This is a genomic window from Psychrobacter sp. 4Bb (assembly GCF_002836735.1).
GTDB lineage: Bacteria > Pseudomonadota > Gammaproteobacteria > Pseudomonadales > Moraxellaceae > Psychrobacter.
Window position 1 is genome coordinate 31,391 of sequence record NZ_PJAS01000064.1, and the last position, 18,166, is coordinate 49,556.

Below are 18,166 nucleotides of genomic sequence, written 5' to 3' on the forward strand. Positions count from 1 at the left end.
TTATAAACAGTTGTCTTTCTTATTATTAAAAACTAGTCTGCTTGCAACTCTAGTAGACGCTGATAAAGCGCATTTTTTTTCACACCAGTGATATCAGAGGCCAGTGCGGCCGCTTTCTTGACTGACAAATCCTCTAGCAAACGCTGTAGTAATTTATCATGCGTACTGATGTCGTCAGTATCTTTTGCCACACCGACGCCAGCGACGACCACGACTATCTCGCCGCGCTGCTGGTTATCATCTGCTTTAACAAACTCAACCAACTCGCCAAGGGTGCTCTTGTGTACCGTTTCAAAGGTTTTAGTTAATTCACGGCAAAAAGTCACTGCGCGGTCTGCACCAAATATCGTTGCCATGTCTTCTAGACTAGCTACGATACGATGCGGCGCTTCATAAAAGATTAAAGTTTCAGTACGTGCGATTAGATCGCTCAGCTGTTTTTGACGACCATGGGTTTTGGCGGGCAAAAACCCAATAAAACTAAATCGATCAGAAGGCAATCCTGCTACTGACAATGCACCAATTGCAGCAGAAGCCCCAACGATAGGTGATACGGTCACGCCAGCTTCATGCGCGGCTTGCACCAGTTGATAACCTGGATCGCTGACTAGAGGTGTACCTGCATCACTAATCAAGGCAACCGAATGACCTTGCTTAATCATTTCGATAATTTTGGGCGTTTGAATGGCGCTATTATGTTCGTGGTAGGCCCATAGCTTATTGTGACCTTTTTGCTTGGCGGTTGTGTCATCATTTTCGATACTACTTTTGACAGGACGAATCTCTGAGTCTTTTGTCTCGTCACTTTTGCTGCCTTTGGTATCGATGCCAAAATGCGACAGTAGTTTACCTGAGGTGCGGGTGTCTTCGCAGGCAATAATGGCAACCTGCTTTAAGACATCAATTGCATGCGTTGTCATGTCGGACATATTGCCAATCGGCGTGGCAACGATATAGAGACAAGCTGGCATCGCAGTAGGGGTAGACATGAAAACCTCGAGTCGTTAAAAAGACATTAAAAAATAATAGTGCGCTAGTATGTACAGTCGTTATCTATGGTTTTTCAGTCAAATAATGAGTGAAGAAATCGATAGATTGTGAGAGTAGAACGCGCAGAAGTGGCTAGTTTAGCATGTTGTGCTATGATAATTCTCAAATGTTAATCAGACCAATTCACCTTATGCCGAACCATAAGCCTTTAATCTTAACCTCACCAAAACAGCGCCAAGGTAGTCGGTTTGAGCAGCAGGCGTGTGAGTATTTACAAACGCAAGGGTTGAGGCTAGTCGTGCAAAATTGGCAAAAGCCAAAAGTAGGTGAGTTGGATCTGGTCATGATTGAGACAGGTTTAGCATGGTCAACACTAGTATTTATTGAAGTTCGCCAGCGCAAGTCCTCGAATTATGGCGATGCAGCACTCAGTGTGACAGCCAGCAAACAGCGCAAAGTTATTAAGACAGCGCAGTCCTTTTTGCAGCAGTATCCTGAGTATGCTCATTATGACTGCCGGTTTGATGTTATTGCTTACAATACGATGAGTAAGTTAAATTCAAGAAATGAGGAGTTAGACCATCAACCAGAATGGATTCAAAATGCTTTTATAGCCAGTGCATGGTAATAGAGTAAATAAGATAGATGCTGCCAAGTGAAGCATTTAACCACATCTGACAAGTAAGGTTCGTTACTAAAAAGCTAACCGCTGATGACCAAAATTAAGTAAAGTAGCGGTTATAGTCAACTTTTTATAAATCAGATACAGTATTAGCTTACAGCTAAGTTTAGCTCATCACTACTAGGCCGTGTTTTCTCCAAAATAAAAACACGGCCTAGATTAAGATTTGCTCAATTTATAAAATTGTCACAACCATGTTCTAAGAGGTAAATAATGACACGGATGCATTTGCGCACTGCTATTTTTGGTTCATCACGCCGTATTACGACTGGCATTATGATTGCTGCCTGTGTTGTCAGTACAGGTTGTGCCACCAATTATCTGACCAACAGTACAGAAGGGACTTATGGTGTACCAATGACTGAGCGCACGATTCCGCAGCGTCTGCTCGATCGTAGTATTGAACATACTGCCAAAATCAATGTGTACGGGCTAAAAGAAGACTTGCAGCAAACCAGTCGTATGGGTATCGATAGCTTCAATAGCGAAGTGCTGCTCACAGGTGAAATACCAACTGAAACGCTCAAAGCAGAAGTAGAAAAAGTCGTTAGCTCTATGCCAGATGTACGCCGTGTCTACAATGAGATGGAAGTAAGTGCATCAAAAGGGTATAGCTCAACGGTTCATGATGGTTATATCACTTCAAAGCTACTGGCGAAAATAGCCGCCAGCGATGGTGTGAGTGCGTCACAAATTAAAGCCGTTACCAATAATGGTGTGGTCTATATTATGGGTCGTATGACACCTACTCAGCAGAGTCACTTGATTGATATCGCCAATGGTACTGTTGGAGTCACTGAGTTGGTATTGCTGACAACTGTCGTTGACGATAGAGGTGTCAAAATAAATAATGATGACATCATGTATGAGAATAATTTGGCCAATCCTGCAGTAGCGCCAGCTGCCCAAGATACTACTATCAGCACGGCAACGCCTATTGTCATAACAGAAGAAGAGGCCAATACTACGCAGCCGTCATCAAGCCCTTATATTGACCTTTATCAGAATCAATAAAAAACCTTAGTTCGCCATGCAATAAAGGACGTTAATCACAATAAGCCTAAATAGTGATAACAGTAAAGGCACGAGAAATCCTCAGCCAGTGGTTACTATATCAATAGTAAAACGTAGCAGAGTCAGCGCATTAGCCAACGATACTAATATCAAACACCTCATTGGCTAGTGGATGAACCATTATCGCTGTTAGCCTGTTACTACTGATTGATAAATAAATGTAATAGGATACTGGTCATGAAGGATTCACAGGCAAATATACAACCAAATGAAGAAACAAGCGTCATTGGTAGTGTAAGACTACATAACAAGCCTGCTCATAAGAAAACACGAACGTTGAGATTTGGTGGTGCGGCAATATTGGCATTGGGTAGTATCGCGCTAGCCACGCAAAACGCACAGGCATTATCGCCATTGGCTATCGTCAATGGGATTACTTCTAGTGGTGGCGTTGGGGTGAGTAAGGATATCTTATACGGTGATCAGCCTTCTCAAGACCTAGATATCTATTATCCAAAACCTTTAGCACAAGCAATGAAATCTCAAAGTGCTATTAATACTAGCTATCCTATGGTGGTATTTGTCCATGGTGGTTCATGGGAGAGTGGTAATAAAGAACAATACGCCTTTGTCGGTCAGAGCTTAGCCAAAGCAGGGTATGTCACCGCAGTGATTAATTACCGTAAAGCGCCTGAGCATGTCTATCCTGATTATGTCAAAGATGCGGCTCAGGCAATTGCTTGGAGTATTGAAAATGCGACCAGTCTCCATGCTGATCCGTCACGCCTAGCGGTGATAGGGCACTCTGCTGGCGCGTTTAATGCAGTAGCAGCCGTTGCCAACGAAGACTTTTTGGCGCCTTATGGTATTAAGCCAACAGATATTGCAACCGTTATTGGGATTGCGGGCCCTTATAGCTATGATTTCCGCAAGTTCAGTAGTGCAACAGCGTTTGGCCCTAATGCCACACCTGATGAGGTGATGCCAGATCGTCAGATTAAAGGCGCGCAGCCGCCATATTTATTATTAACGGCAGAAAAAGACAAAATTGTACATGTGACGAATACAATCAAAATGACAGAAGCGTTTAAAAAAGCAGGCGTCACCGTTGAAACGGGCGAAATCGAAGGGGCCAGTCATGCAACCAGTATTGGCGCGATGGCACCGCCGCTGCGCTGGGTCAATGATGTACGTGCGCAAGTATTGACCTACTTGGATAAAACGCTCAAATAGCTTATCACTATGCATATCGACGACTTTTGACCATTTAATTGATAGCACTGTCTCAATGCTCAAACATACTTGAGTAAGACAGTACTGTAAGATATGCAAACTCTTGTTATAATGTCATCACTTTAAATCTATACCCTATTCTAAACTTTAAGGCAGACTATTCTATGAGCATGAACGCTGACGATTTGATCGCATTTTTACAGACTCACTTCCCAGACGCTTTTATTCAAGCTGCCAACCAAGGTAATAAGTTTGACGTACGCGTGGTCGATGCCAGCTTTGAAGGCAAGCGCGCGGTTCAACGTCAGCAAGCAGTATATGCGTTAGTTAATGACAAGATTGCGAGTGGCGATATTCACGCACTCAATATCCAAGCGCTGACGCCTGCTGAGTGGGACGTTCAATCAAAAGGCTAATCAAATAGCTGTCTATATGACTAGATATTACTGAATCGGCCATATGCATGGTTGAGAGTTGTAGTTCTGGTTTTCATAATTTTCTATACTCATCGCTAGGTTGTCACCTTTATGGATCAATTTTTAATCACTGGTAGTAGTCGTATCGCAGGGGAAGTCACCATCTCAGGCGCCAAAAATGCCGCTTTGCCGTTACTCGCAGCTATGATATTGGCTGAGACTCCAACGACACTGCATAACGTGCCGTCACTACAAGACGTGCGAACGTTGATTGAATTGATCGGTGGCATGGGTATCAAAATCCAAAAGCAAGATGATACGGTCACTTGCGATACTAAGAGTATCGATAACTTTTATGCCCCGTATGATTTAGTCAAGACCATGCGCGCGTCAATCTTGGTACTAGGGCCGCTACTGGCACGTTTTGGCGAAGCTGAAGTTTCATTGCCAGGTGGCTGCGCGATTGGTTCACGTCCTGTTGATCAGCATCTAAAAGCATTTGAAGCGATGGGTGCCGAAATCAGTGTAGAGAATGGCTATGTAAAAGCCCAAGCACCAAAAGGTGGCAAGCTATTAGGCTGTAATTTCTCATTTGATATGATTACCGTTGGCGGTACTGAAAACGTCATCATGGCAGCAGCATTGGCCAAAGGCACAACAGTCTTAGGCAACTGTGCGTTAGAGCCAGAAGTGGTTGATTTAGCCAATATGTTGGTTGCAATGGGTGCCAAAATAAGCGGTATCGGTACATCAACGATGACCATCGAAGGGGTAGAGCGTCTACACGGCTGTGAATACTCAGTTGTCCCTGACCGTATCGAAACAGGCTCATACCTTGCTGGTGCTTTAATGACACGCGGCGATGTATTGACCAAAAAAACATCTGCTCTATTATTGACGCCAGTGCTAGAGAAGTTCGAAGACATGGGTGCAACTATCACGAGCGGTGATGACTGGATTCGCGCACAAATGAAAGGCCGTCCAAAGGCGGTTGATATTCGTACACAGCCACATCCTGGTTTCCCAACGGATATGCAAGCTCAGCTAATGGCGATTGCTTGCTTAGCTGACGGTACAAGTACTTTTATCGAAAACATCTTCGAAAATCGCTATATGCATGTACCAGAGCTCAATCGTTTGGGCGCGTCTATTCAGGTTGACGGTCACACTGCCGTAGTACGAGGTGTGGAAAACTTTACTGCAGCACCAGTTATGGCAACGGATTTACGTGCTTCTATGTCATTGGTAATGGCGGCTGCAACTGCAGAAGGCGAGAGCTTAATCGACCGTATTTATCATATTGATCGCGGTTATGAGCATGTCGAAGAAAAGCTGCGTAACCTTGGTGTCAATATTCAGCGTGTGAATACCAACGATTAGCATCATCAGATTGATGCTAACTTTTGGGCAAATTACACCATAAATTAAAATCTCCTTACCTTTTTATCATTTTTAATTAGGGGGAGGTATCAACTGTACATGGACATGATGTCATTATGACTGAGACAAGCAAACCTTTACCAGCCAGCGGTTTATTAAACGAAGTAAACGATGAGTTTTCAGGTCTAACCTTGGCTTTATCAAAAGGCCGTATTCTAGAAGAAACCATGCCACTGCTACGTGCAGCTGGCGTTGATCTTTTAGAAGATCCTGAAGCCTCACGTAAACTTATTTTTCCAACCTCAAATCCAAATGTGCGTGTATTGATTTTGCGTGCCAGCGACGTGCCGACCTATGTCGAACATGGCGCTGCTGACTTTGGGGTGGCGGGTAAAGATGTGCTGCTTGAGCATGGTGCCAATCATGTTTATGAATTGCTCGATTTGCAGATTGCTCAGTGCAAACTGATGACTGCGGGTGTGAAAGATGTACCACTGCCAAATCGTCGTCTGCGTATCGCGACCAAATATGTCAATGTCGCTCGTGCTTATTTTGCGAGCCAAGGTCAGCAGGTTGATGTCATCAAGCTTTACGGCTCGATGGAGCTTGCGCCATTGGTCGGCTTGGGTGATCTGATTGTCGATGTGGTCGACACAGGTAACACATTGCGCGCTAATGGACTTGAAGCCCGCGATCACATTTGCGATGTTTCATCACGTCTGATCGTCAATCAAGTGAGCTATAAGCGCAAATTTGCATTACTAGAACCAATCTTAGATAGCTTTAAAAATAGTATCGCCAATAGCTAATTATCCAGTGCAAGTCATTGGTAATATAAAGCATGGTTATACAAATTTTTAAACCAGTTTAGCAGGCTATGAGTGACGTAGCGTGCTAAACTGGTTTTGTTGTCTTAGCTTGCGAAAATATAAAAACATCGTAAAATTCAAATAAGAAGACATCGAATAAGTCGCAATACTCTTACCGTACAAATCTACTTTACTCAGTTCCAAACCGTTCATTTTTAGCACTACTTTATGCTCAGATATAGGATTAGGTCATGCGCCAGTTAAGTACCCAAGATGCCGATTTTGATAGTCAATTAACACAATTGCTTGCCTTTGAAACAGTCAATGATGCTGAACTATTACATACCGTCGACGATATCATCGCCCAAGTACGTGCTGATGGTGATAGCGTCGTATTGGCATTGACTCAGCAGTTTGACCAACATCCAGCAACGTCGATGCAAGAGTTAGAGTTGTCTAAAGAAGCGCTTGCTGAAGCGTTTGCCAATCTTGATGAAAAAGTAAAGATAGCGTTGACCACAGCAGCGACTCGGGTACAGACATTCCATGAGCGCCAAGTACAAGAAACATGGCAGTATGAGGATGAGCTAGGCAACCGATTGGGTCAAAAAGTCACACCACTTGATCGCGTTGGGATTTATGTACCAGGCGGTCTGGCTTCTTATCCATCGTCAGTATTGATGAACGCCATTCCTGCTAAGGTAGCTGGCGTCACTGAAGTTATCATGGTTGTACCAGCGCCTAAAGGCGTGCTCAATCCTTTAGTATTGGCAGCGGCTCATTTGGCCCAAGTCGATCGCGTCTTTACTATCGGTGGCGCTCAAGCTGTAGCTGCTTTAGCTTACGGCACTGAAACCATCCCAGCCGTGGACAAAATTACAGGACCAGGCAACAAATATGTCGCCGCAGCCAAACGCGCGGTATTTGGTCAAGTTGGTATTGATATGATTGCTGGACCTTCAGAAGTATTGGTATATGCAGAAGGCGAAGCACAAGATAGAGCGAACTGGCTAGCGATGGATCTATTGTCACAAGCTGAGCATGACCGTATTGCACAAGCTATCTTTGTGACGACTAGTGAAGAGCAGCTCAACGAAGTAGCACTTGAGATAGAAAAAGCTCTAGCTGAACTGCCAAAAGCAGATATCGCGCGTGACTCATTGCAGAACCGCGGCGCACTGATTTTGGTAAAGGATCGTAGCGAAGGTATGGCACTTATCAATCGTATTGCTCCTGAGCATTTAGAGTTATCTGTTGATAATCCTGACGCACTATTGAATGATATTCGTCATGCCGGCGCTATCTTTATGGGTCGTCATACGCCTGAAGCTATTGGGGATTACTGCGCAGGACCAAATCATGTACTGCCAACATCAGGTACGGCGCGCTTTTCTTCGCCGTTAGGTGTTTACGATTTTCAAAAGAAATCCTCTATTATCTATTGCAGTGAATCCGGCAGCAAGCCTCTGGCTGAGACAGCTGATATTTTAGCGCAGCGTGAGGACTTAGAAGCCCATGCGCGTTCAGCTCGTTATCGTTATCAGTAATTGATTTTGAATTTTTAGCTTTTACTTTTGATATTTATTTTTAATAGTCTTTGTGGCTAATAGTAGGATAATTTATGAGTGAGTCAAAGATAGACACCAGACTATGGTCGTCTAAAGCGCGCAACTTGTCACCTTATGTTCCAGGTGAGCAGCCGCAACACGACAATCTATGCAAACTAAATACCAATGAAAACCCATTTCCACCCTCGCCAAAAGTAGGGGAGGCTATTGCCAAGGTTTTGGAACAGCAGGCTGATGAGTTACGTTTGTATCCTGCTCCTGAATCTAATGACTTGCGTGCTGCATTGGCACAGTCATACAACCTTGATATCAATCAAGTATTCGTTGGTAATGGTTCGGATGAAGTCTTGGCGTTAGTATTTGCGAGTTTCTTTCTAAAAGAGCGTCCGCTGCTATCACCTGATATTGGTTACAGTTTTTATCCTGTATATGCGCAGACGTTTGGAGTAGAGCTCGTACAGATTCCTCTAGAAGAAGACTTTAGCATTGACCCTGATGCTTATCGTCAGCCTTGTAGCGGTATTATCATCGCCAACCCTAATGCGCCAACGGGCTTGCTATTATCACTTGCTGATATTCGCAAACTTGCGAGTGAGCATTCTAATGCGGTCATTGTTATTGATGAAGCGTATATCGATTTTGCTCAGATAGACGAGAGCAATGCAGATGCTTCAGTCTCAGCAGTTAGCCTAATCAATGAATGTGATAACGTCATCGTGACCCAAACCTTTTCAAAATCACGCTCGCTTGCTGGATTGCGGGTTGGTATGGCCTTTGGCAATGCATCATTGATTGAAGCACTAACACGGATGAAAAATAGCTTTAATAGCTATCCGCTGGATAAGTTGGCTCAAGCTGGGGCGACTGCGAGTGTGTTAGACACTGATTACTTTGAGCAGACCCGTCAGCAAGTCATTGATTTACGTATGTCGCTAACAGCAGAGTTGACGACATTGGGCTATAAGGTCCTACCGTCGCATGCCAACTTCGTATTTGCTCGTCCAAAAGATGGCGATGCAAGTGCTGTCGCGAGTGCGTTACGCGAGCAGGGCATTATCGTTCGCCATTTTGATAAGCCGCGTATTGTAGAGTACTTGCGTATTACTATCGGTACAGCAGAGCAGAACAACCGTTTGATTAATGCGCTAAAAGCCTTGCAAGTCGATGCTAGCGTTGCTGCTGAATAATATTAGATTGATAGCTTAATATAGGATATTGGTAGGTAAGTCTCTTTACTCATCACGTAAAACACTATCGCTAAGTCTTAAAAAAAGCCTGCTAACGTTATGTTGGCAGGCTTTTTAATTTCAAATTAGTGATGACATTTAACTTTGTAAGGCTACATATTTTGAGCCAGTACTGATAATAAGTTACCTACTTTATCTAAGCATTCTTGGTATTCAGCATCACAATCAGACGCGACCGTAATACCGCCACCTGCCCACAGGTTGATGTGCCTTTCTTTATTAAGGCTGTCATTTGACGAAGTATTGGCTTGCAATGTACGAATGAGTACATTCCATTGACCACTACCATCAAAGTTCATATAACCCATAGTGCCACAATAAGCACCGCGTGGCGTAGATTCCAGTTCAGCGATGATCTCGACAGCGCGTTTTTTTGGTGTGCCAGTGATAGAGCCTGCAGGTAGACTACCAAATAATACCGCTAACGGATGAGTATCAGCTTTTAGCTCAGCGGTGATAGTACTGACCATATGATGCACATTGCTAAAGCTCTCAATTGCAAATAACTGTGGTACTTTCACACTACCAATTTTGGCGTATTTACCTAAATCATTACGCAGTAAATCTACAATCATGACATTTTCGGCACGGTCTTTTTCGCTATTGACCAGTTGCTGCTTATACATTTCATCTTGCTCGTTAGTATTACCTCGTGGCATGGTTCCCTTGATAGGCTTGGTGCGAATAGAGTGTTTGCCAGTGTCGATTTCTCTAGTGAATGTGAAAAACAACTCAGGTGAGCAGCTTAACAATTCAAAATGATTGATGTCTGAGTTAAAGCTGTTGCTTCTATTTAGGTAATCACCATCATTGATATCAACGCTCACATATCCTGCAAAAGGCGCTTTTGTATTGCGATATAGCGCAGGCAAATAGTCAATAAGTGAATAGGCTGATTGAACATCGTTATTTTTACACGCTAAACTGCCAGACCATTTCTGTGTCAGGTTTATCTGATAGCAGTCACCTTGCTGTAGATAGTCTTGTGTGCGATTAAATGCTTGTTGATAATCAAGCTTACTCCATCGCGGACTTAAAACGAGGGGAGTGATGTTTGATGCATCTTTAAACTGTGGTTGATTAAGATATTTATCAGACAGTTTTCGATCCAGTTCGTCTAGGTAATAGGTAAGATTGGTTACGAGACTATCGTTTGTCTTATGATGGATACTCTCAGAAGCATCATCGTTAGTTAGATGACTCTTTAACGTCCAACCTGTATCAGCATGTGCCGTAGGTGTTAGATAAATATCATAATGTGCCAACGAAGCAGACGGCTGCATTGCCAATTCAATCCTATCGGCAGGGCTTAGTTCGAGAGCTGCAATATCATAACCAATAAAACCGATTAGCCCATGATGATAACTGGGTTTCGAGCTTTCTTCGTTATTGATATATGAGGTGTCGTGATTAACTTCTTGAGAGTTACTATAAGCGATTAGCTCTTCTTGCCACTCTAGATAACTCATATAAGCTGTCGTGCTAGCATCACTATTATCAGCGCTATTTACATCAGTATCGCGGCGCACGTCAGTACTGCGACAACTCTTAATCACCTTGTAAATATTGGGTAAATCACTAGAGGACTGCTCATCTTTGGGATAGACAGACCAGCTGACTTTTGGGAGTAAACCGATCACGGGTCGACCATCATTATTAAGCCAAACAAGTTGCCAGTTTGCTTTAATGTCTTGGTCGAGCAAGTGACGCTGTAGCTGCGGCATCAGCTCTGCAGCAGACAAATCACCAAAACGCCAGCTAGGTTTGCTAGCTGGCGATGGCGCAGAATCTGTCTGCTCAGTTGTATTATGATTTGATACAAGCATGGATTAAGCGTCAAACTTTTTGATAATTAGCGTAGCGTTAGTACCACCAAAGCCAAAGCTATTACTCATCAACGTTTCAAGATTTGCTTCACGCATTTCGGTGACGATATCGAAACCTTCAGCAGCAGGATCTAAGTTATCAACATTGATACTTGGAGCGATAAAGCCGTCCTGTAGCATTAGCAGACAATAAATCAGCTCTTGTGCACCAACAGCGCCCAAGCTATGACCTGTCATTGATTTGGTCGAGCTGATAGCAGGTACTTTACTGACGTCATTATCAAATACTTTAGCAATCGCTTTAAGCTCAGTAATATCGCCCAGTGGTGTACTAGTACCATGACTATTGATGTAATCAACGCTTTCTAGACCTGCTTCGGCTAAGGCTTGTTGCATACAGCGAACTGCACCTTCACCACTTGGCGCAACCATTTCTGCACCATCAGAGCTGGCACCATAGCCAACGATTTCAGCCAAAATATTGGCGCCGCGTGCTTGAGCATGCTCCAGACTCTCTACAACCACCATCGCGCCACCAGCAGCAATCACAAAACCGTCACGGTCTTTGTCATAGGCTCTTGAGGCAAGTTTTGGTGTGTCGTTATACTGAGTACTAACTGCGCCCATGGCATCAAACATACAAGACTGCGTCCAATGCTCAGCTTCACTACCACCAGCCAATATTACATCGGCTTTACCCAATTGGATAAGCTCAGCAGCATGACCGATACAGTGTGTTGAAGTCGCGCAAGCAGAGGCGAGCGAGTAGGAGACGCCTTGTATTTTTAGACCGGTTGCTAAAGCGGCTGATACCGAGCTGCCCATTGTCTTTGGTACTGCCATTGCGCCGACACCGCGTAGACCTTTTTCGCGCATAGCATCGATAGCATTGACGATATTTTCTGTTGATGCACCGCCTGAACTTGCCACTACACCCACTCGTGGGTTGTTATTGATGGTATCAAGTGACAGGCCAGAGTGCTCAATCGCATTTAGCGCACTAACATAAGCGTATAGGCTAGCGTCACTAAAGAACCGTTTCAGCTTACGATCGATACCACTGGTATCCAGTTCTGATTGATTGATACTACCGCTCACGTGTGATTTAAACTCGTGCTCAGCATAAGAATCGTTAAATGTGATGCCAGACTGACCTTCTTTGAGGGCAGTGGTGACAGTATCTAAATCATGTCCAATACAAGAGACAATCCCTGCTCCAGTAATAACGACGCGGCGCATATGCTATTCCTTATAAGTAACGACTTGCTAGCAGTTGGTTGCAATAATCGTGGTAAATCTATATATGATGTTTAACTATGAGTTAATTCGAGCATTATAATGAAAAAATAGTCTATGTAGATAACGATAGCATGAATTTAGGTAACGAAATTCTGTTAGCGGTCTATCAGAGGCAATATAAATTCAGTGTACAATTATGCTCTCAGTTATGGCACATGATAACGTATCAAGCACTGGAAATCTTTGGACAAGTGTAAAATAACGACAAAATAACACTTATGACTGAGTTTTGAGTAAAGAGATGAGAAGTAAGACTAGCTACTGACTATGGACAGAATTATACTTTAGATACAAAATTTGTGATTCTAATAACATTGTTCGCACTGACACTAGTTACGATAACTGGCTAAAATAATAGATTCATTATTATCAATAATTAACTATCATATTAAAATACAACTATATTAAAAACCACTTCATCATATTAAGGACATCACGATGGCAAAGCGTAGTATTCTTTCTAAAAGCATCAATACCATTGGCTCTTTTACTCGAAACAATCTAGAGCGTGTAGGGGCTATGATTGATAGCGTAAACGCTAAAACGGGCAAACCGCGTCAATATAAAGCTGTAGACCTAGGCGATGAAGACTACCAACAAGACTTGTTTCGTGAGCAAACGTTGAAGGCGACGCAGCAACTTTTAGGACCACGTTTTGCTACTTATGGTAAATATGCCAAGAAAGTCGTGCCGAATAGTTTTTTCCAGTCGACAGTTGACGGCGCATTTGCCCAAGTGGCCAACCTCGCTGCCAACTGGAGTCAACTAGACTTACCTAATGAACATCGTTTTGCCAATATTGCTACTTTAGATGACGAAGAGCGTTATGCGCTAGCTACTGATATCGCTAATCAAAACCGCGCGCTTGCAATGATGGGTGGTTTGACAGGTTTGGCAGGTCTACCAGGTTTGCTAGCTGATACATTGTGGCTATTATTGGTTTCATTACGTACAGTTTATCAGATTGCTGCTGTATATAATAAGCCGCTGACAGGTAAGCAAGGCGTCAAGATGGCGTACGAACTACTATCAAACGCTGACTTGAGCAAAATGCAAGAAAAACAAGCGCTACTAGCTGGTCTAGGTATTGGCAAAGGTTTGCTCGATAATGCTCAGAGCAACGGACTACATAGTGAACTTAAAAATCTCGGTCTGAAAAATAAAAATGTAAATTTCTATGCTGCGCAAATAGACAAAGTCGCAAGCCAAGTAGGTGTAGATTTAGATCAGATCAATTTATCATGGGTTCGTCGTTTTATTCCTGTCACCGCAGTAGCGATCGGCATGCACTATAACAGCCAATTGATCGACGAAGTTATTGGCGTTGCTCAAGCGACCTTTGCACCAGAAGCAAAATTGGCTAATCGTGCTATTACTGATGACAGCAGTAGTGAGGCTAAAGTAGAAAAGGCTGATACTGATGAGGCGAAAAAAGACACAGAGCGCAAAGAAAAAAGCAATGATTCAGAAAAAGTCACTGATAAAGGAAAAGAAGAAACTAGCAGTGAGAAAAACTCAGACAAGCAAACGTCTGGTAAAAAAGCCAAGTAATAGACATATTATTTGCTAGTTGGGCTATATATTTATAAGCACGATGGTATTTATCTTGGTTTGATTGAGCAATACGACTTGAAAATTAGGATAAATACCACCACTTAGTTACTATCAAGTACCATTTCAATGTTAAACATCTTTTCTTAATGATGCTTGAGCTCGCTTTGTTTGCTTTATTTATTACGCTATTTTTCGGCGAAAAATCTATAAAGTGATACAATGAGAGGCTGAATGCATATCTATCAAATGTTGTAAAGCGAAACCATTCATAAGTGGTTGAAATAGCAGCAACAACTCTTTATAATACACTGTCCTAAAAATGGGTGCCCCCGAAATCTGCAATTATTGTCAGATAGATGGTGCATTGGCCCATTTTTTTGTTTTATACCAAACGGGAGAAGGATGCCTTATGGCAACAACTAACCAATTGATTCGTAAAGGTCGCAAAACCATCAAGGAAAAGTCAAAAGTTCCTGCGTTGGAAGCGTGCCCACAGCGTCGCGGTGTATGTACTCGTGTATATACTACCACGCCAAAAAAACCTAACTCTGCCATGCGTAAAGTATGTCGTGTACGTTTGACTTCAGGCTATGAAGTATCAAGCTACATCGGCGGCGAAGGTCATAACCTACAAGAGCACAGTGTTGTTCTAATCCGTGGTGGTCGTGTAAAAGATCTACCAGGTGTACGTTATCACACTGTTCGCGGTGCATTAGATTGCGCAGGCGTTAAAGACCGTAAGCAAGGTCGCTCTAAGTACGGTGCTAAGAAGCCTAAAGTTTAATAACTAAACGTTATTAGACAAGCTTTTTGCACTACCCAATAACTGTGCATGGGTTTGGTGTCAGTAGTAGTATCGCTTTTATATAAATATATATCTGTGATTTGCTCTTAAAACATACCACCATGCAGTAAGGCTAACTGATAACTCACTGCCATATCCTAATGATAAGTAGTCGATGTTGTGAATGTTAGACACTCCTGAAGATAAGGAAATTTATTATGCCAAGACGTCGCGTCGTTGCTGCCCGTGAGATCCTACCGGATCCTAAGTTTGGTAGCCAAACTGTTGCAAAATTCATCAACCATGTAATGAGTGATGGTAAAAAATCTACTGCTGAGCGTATCGTTTACGGTGCACTTGAGACAGTAAGTGAGAAGCGTAAAGTTGAAGATCCAGTATCTTTCTTCGAAGAAGTGCTAGAAAATGTACGCCCAATGGTAGAAGTAAAAGCTCGCCGCGTCGGTGGTGCAACCTATCAAGTACCAATGGAAGTACGCCCCTCCCGTCGTACTGCATTGGCTATGCGTTGGTTAGCTGAAGCTGCTGCTAAGCGTTCTGAAAAATCAATGGCTTTGCGTTTAGCTGGCGAATTGAATGATGCTGCTGATGGCAAAGGCGCTGCTATGAAAAAGCGTGACGAAGTTCACCGCATGGCAGATGCTAACAAAGCATTCTCTCATTACCGTTTCTAAGCTACTTTTTAATAGTAGCTTGAGATTAGAGGCTCATGCCATTTAATCTTACATTGTTGTTTATTCTATTGATTGCCGCCATCATCATTCGGTCATATATAAATGTTATTTATTGATGACTGAGGTGGCGGACATCTATCCAGATGTCTCTCTTAACAAATACAGTTTTTGCTGGAGAGCATCCCAAATTTGATGCCGCACTATTCTTAGTATTTGCTCTTTTTTTGTCCGTATTAGGCTCAATAATCAGTAAGTAATATTACGAAGCTGAACGCTTTGTCATAGAGTATGAGGTAGAGACACAATACATTATTATATACACGACTTTTCCTAGGAAAACACTATGGCTCGTAAAACTCCCCTAAAACGCTATCGCAATATTGGTATCTCAGCGCACATCGATGCTGGTAAGACAACCACTACAGAGCGTGTTTTATTCTATACCGGTGTTAGCCACAAAATTGGCGAAGTACATGATGGCGCAGCCACTATGGACTGGATGGAGCAAGAACAAGAGCGTGGTATTACTATTACCTCAGCGGCAACAACTTGTTTTTGGTCAGGTATGGCTAAACAGTTTGACGAACACCGTATCAACATCATCGATACCCCAGGTCACGTTGACTTCACGATCGAAGTTGAACGTTCTATGCGTGTACTTGATGGCGCTTGCATGGTTTACTGTGCAGTAGGCGGCGTTCAGCCACAGTCTGAGACCGTATGGCGTCAGGCGAACAAATATAAAGTACCACGTCTTGCATTTGTAAACAAAATGGATCGTGTTGGTGCTGATTTCTATCGTGTTATCGAACAGATCAAAACTCGCTTAGGCGGTAACCCTGTACCATTGGTTATTCCAATCGGTAAAGAAGATGACTTCGAAGGCGTTGTTGATCTAGTGACCATGAAAGCTATCTATTGGGACGAAGCGTCTCAAGGTATGCAGTATGATGAGCGCGAAATCCCAACTGAACTACAAGAAAAAGCAGCAGAATACCGCGAGCATCTTGTAGAAAACGCTGCTGAAGCAAACGAAGAGTTGATGAACGAATACCTAGAAAACGGTGAATTGACTGTAGAACAAATTCACGGTGCTATTCGTCAGTTAACCATCGATAACGAAATCATCCCGCTTCTTTGTGGTACTGCCTTTAAGAACAAAGGTGTACAGAAGATGCTAGATGCCGTTATTCAGTATCTACCTGCACCAATTGACGTACCTGCTATTAAAGGTATTCTTGATGACAAAGACGAAAGCGAAGGCAGCCGTGAAGCATCAGATGAAGCACCTTTCTCAGCACTAGCGTTCAAAATCATGAATGACAAATTCGTTGGTAACTTAACCTTCGTACGTGTTTATTCCGGTGTAATGAAGCAGGGTAGCAGTGTTTATAACCCAGTTAAGATGAAGCGTGAGCGTGTTGGCCGTATCGTACAGATGATGGCAAACTCTCAAGAAGAGCTTGCAGAGATTCGTACTGGTGATATCGCAGCTCTAGTCGGCATGAAAGATGTGACTACTGGTGATACGCTATGTGATGAAGACAACGTGATCACTCTTGAGCGTATGGAATTCCCAGATCCAGTTATCTCTCTAGCTGTTGAGCCAAAAACTAAGGCTGACCAAGAAAAAATGTCAATCGCTCTTGGCCGTTTGGCTAAAGAAGATCCATCGTTCCGTGTACACACTGACGAAGAATCTGGTCAGACAATCATCAGTGGTATGGGTGAGCTACATCTAGAGATTCTAGTTGACCGTATGAAGCGTGAATTCAACGTTGAAGCAAACATCGGTGCGCCGCAGGTTGCTTATCGTGAAACGATCCGTAACACGGTTGAACAAGAAGGCAAATTCGTACGTCAGACTGGTGGTCGTGGTAAGTTCGGTCATGTTTGGTTACGTCTTGAGCCACTTGATCCAGCTGGCGATACTGAATACGAATTCGCTGAAGAAGTTGTTGGTGGTACAGTACCAAAAGAATTCCACGGTGCTGTTGATAAAGGTATTCAAGAGCGCATGAAAAACGGCGTACTTGCAGGCTACCCAGTAGTTGGCGTAAAAGCGACCTTGTATGATGGTTCTTATCATGACGTTGACTCTGATGAATTGTCATTTAAGATGGCTGGTTCTATGGCCTTCAGAAAAGGTTTCTTAGCAGCTGACCCAGCGCTACTTGAGCCAGTAATGAAAGTAGAAGTTGAAACACCTGAAGACTACATGGGCGACATCATGGGCGATCTTAACCGTCGTCGTGGTTTGGTACAGGGTATGGAAGATCTACCTGGCGGTACTAAACAGATTCGTGCTGAAGTACCATTAGCGGAAATGTTTGGTTATGCCACTCAAATGCGCTCTATGTCACAAGGCCGTGCAACTTACTCAATGGAATTCCAAAAGTACGCTGAAATTCCAAAATCAGTTGCTGCTGAAATCATCTCTAAGTTCAACTCTAAAGATGATGACGAGTAAATAAAACTTACTGAAAGTGACAATATAGAGTATGTCTGTGTATTGTCACCGAAGAATACGCCAATAACTTGTTAAAAGACTTGTTATTGGCCGCGATTTTCTTATAATATCTGCACATTAGTATGTGCAACCTTTTAACAATTATCTTAATGTGGTCAAAATCGTCTTAATAATCATATTTATATGAGTTAAGTCTTGAACC

At 43.0% G+C, this 18,166-nt stretch carries 15 protein-coding genes; 12 read left to right on the plus strand and 3 right to left on the minus strand.

All coding sequences use genetic code 11. The features are described from left to right. Window positions 1–32: 32 nt before the first annotated feature. Window positions 33–989: a 16S rRNA (cytidine(1402)-2'-O)-methyltransferase gene (gene rsmI / locus CXF60_RS08580; RefSeq protein WP_102091605.1), complete on the minus strand. Its 957-nt coding sequence runs from the start codon at window positions 987–989 to the stop codon at window positions 33–35. A 143-nt stretch (window positions 990–1,132) separates the two neighbouring features. Between rsmI and CXF60_RS08585 the strand changes: the two genes are divergently transcribed. From CXF60_RS08585 to hisC, 8 genes are all read left to right on the plus strand, one after another. After that, entirely contained in the window at window positions 1,133–1,618 is a 486-nt protein-coding gene (locus CXF60_RS08585; RefSeq protein ID WP_101205347.1) for a YraN family protein, read from the plus strand. 267 nt (window positions 1,619–1,885) lie between these two features. Then, on the plus strand, window positions 1,886–2,686 hold the full coding sequence (locus tag CXF60_RS08590) for a BON domain-containing protein (RefSeq protein ID WP_102091606.1): 801 nt from the start codon (window positions 1,886–1,888) through the stop codon (window positions 2,684–2,686). Between the two features lie 237 nt (window positions 2,687–2,923). Continuing rightward, entirely contained in the window at window positions 2,924–3,919 is a 996-nt protein-coding gene (locus CXF60_RS08595) for an alpha/beta hydrolase (protein ID WP_102091607.1), read from the plus strand. A 164-nt stretch (window positions 3,920–4,083) separates the two neighbouring features. Then, complete coding sequence (locus CXF60_RS08600) at window positions 4,084–4,335, plus strand: BolA family protein (RefSeq protein ID WP_102091608.1); 252 nt, start codon at window positions 4,084–4,086, stop codon at window positions 4,333–4,335. Between the two features lie 111 nt (window positions 4,336–4,446). After that, window positions 4,447–5,715, plus strand: a complete 1,269-nt coding sequence (gene murA / locus CXF60_RS08605; RefSeq protein WP_102091609.1) for a UDP-N-acetylglucosamine 1-carboxyvinyltransferase — start codon at window positions 4,447–4,449, stop codon at window positions 5,713–5,715. A gap of 116 nt (window positions 5,716–5,831) precedes the next feature. After that, the gene (hisG, locus tag CXF60_RS08610; protein WP_102091610.1) at window positions 5,832–6,524 is read left to right on the plus strand and encodes an ATP phosphoribosyltransferase; all 693 of its coding nucleotides are present in this window, start codon (window positions 5,832–5,834) and stop codon (window positions 6,522–6,524) included. Between the two features lie 251 nt (window positions 6,525–6,775). Then, complete coding sequence (hisD, locus tag CXF60_RS08615; protein ID WP_102091611.1) at window positions 6,776–8,071, plus strand: histidinol dehydrogenase; 1,296 nt, start codon at window positions 6,776–6,778, stop codon at window positions 8,069–8,071. A 74-nt stretch (window positions 8,072–8,145) separates the two neighbouring features. Further along, complete coding sequence (gene hisC, locus CXF60_RS08620; protein ID WP_102091612.1) at window positions 8,146–9,279, plus strand: histidinol-phosphate transaminase; 1,134 nt, start codon at window positions 8,146–8,148, stop codon at window positions 9,277–9,279. Window positions 9,280–9,431: 152 nt separating this feature from the next. On the opposite strand, the gene CXF60_RS08625 is transcribed toward hisC, so the two are convergent. Beyond that, on the minus strand, window positions 9,432–11,165 hold the full coding sequence (locus tag CXF60_RS08625; RefSeq protein WP_102091613.1) for an anthranilate synthase component I family protein: 1,734 nt from the start codon (window positions 11,163–11,165) through the stop codon (window positions 9,432–9,434). 3 nt (window positions 11,166–11,168) lie between these two features. Beyond that, a complete protein-coding gene (locus CXF60_RS08630) occupies window positions 11,169–12,404 on the minus strand; it encodes a beta-ketoacyl-ACP synthase II (protein ID WP_102091614.1) in 1,236 nt (411 codons plus the stop codon). Between the two features lie 498 nt (window positions 12,405–12,902). On the opposite strand from CXF60_RS08630, the gene CXF60_RS08635 reads away from it, so the two are divergent. From CXF60_RS08635 to fusA, 4 genes are all read left to right on the plus strand, one after another. Next, window positions 12,903–14,015 carry an EcsC family protein gene (locus tag CXF60_RS08635; RefSeq protein ID WP_102091615.1) on the plus strand — a complete coding sequence of 371 codons (1,113 nt, stop codon included), beginning with the start codon at window positions 12,903–12,905 and terminating at the stop codon, window positions 14,013–14,015. A 412-nt stretch (window positions 14,016–14,427) separates the two neighbouring features. After that, the gene (rpsL, locus tag CXF60_RS08640) at window positions 14,428–14,802 is read left to right on the plus strand and encodes a 30S ribosomal protein S12 (protein WP_011281154.1); all 375 of its coding nucleotides are present in this window, start codon (window positions 14,428–14,430) and stop codon (window positions 14,800–14,802) included. 218 nt (window positions 14,803–15,020) lie between these two features. Continuing rightward, the gene (gene rpsG / locus CXF60_RS08645) at window positions 15,021–15,494 is read left to right on the plus strand and encodes a 30S ribosomal protein S7 (protein WP_057761735.1); all 474 of its coding nucleotides are present in this window, start codon (window positions 15,021–15,023) and stop codon (window positions 15,492–15,494) included. A gap of 343 nt (window positions 15,495–15,837) precedes the next feature. Next, complete coding sequence (gene fusA / locus CXF60_RS08650) at window positions 15,838–17,964, plus strand: elongation factor G (RefSeq protein WP_101205359.1); 2,127 nt, start codon at window positions 15,838–15,840, stop codon at window positions 17,962–17,964. Window positions 17,965–18,166: the final 202 nt, after the last annotated feature.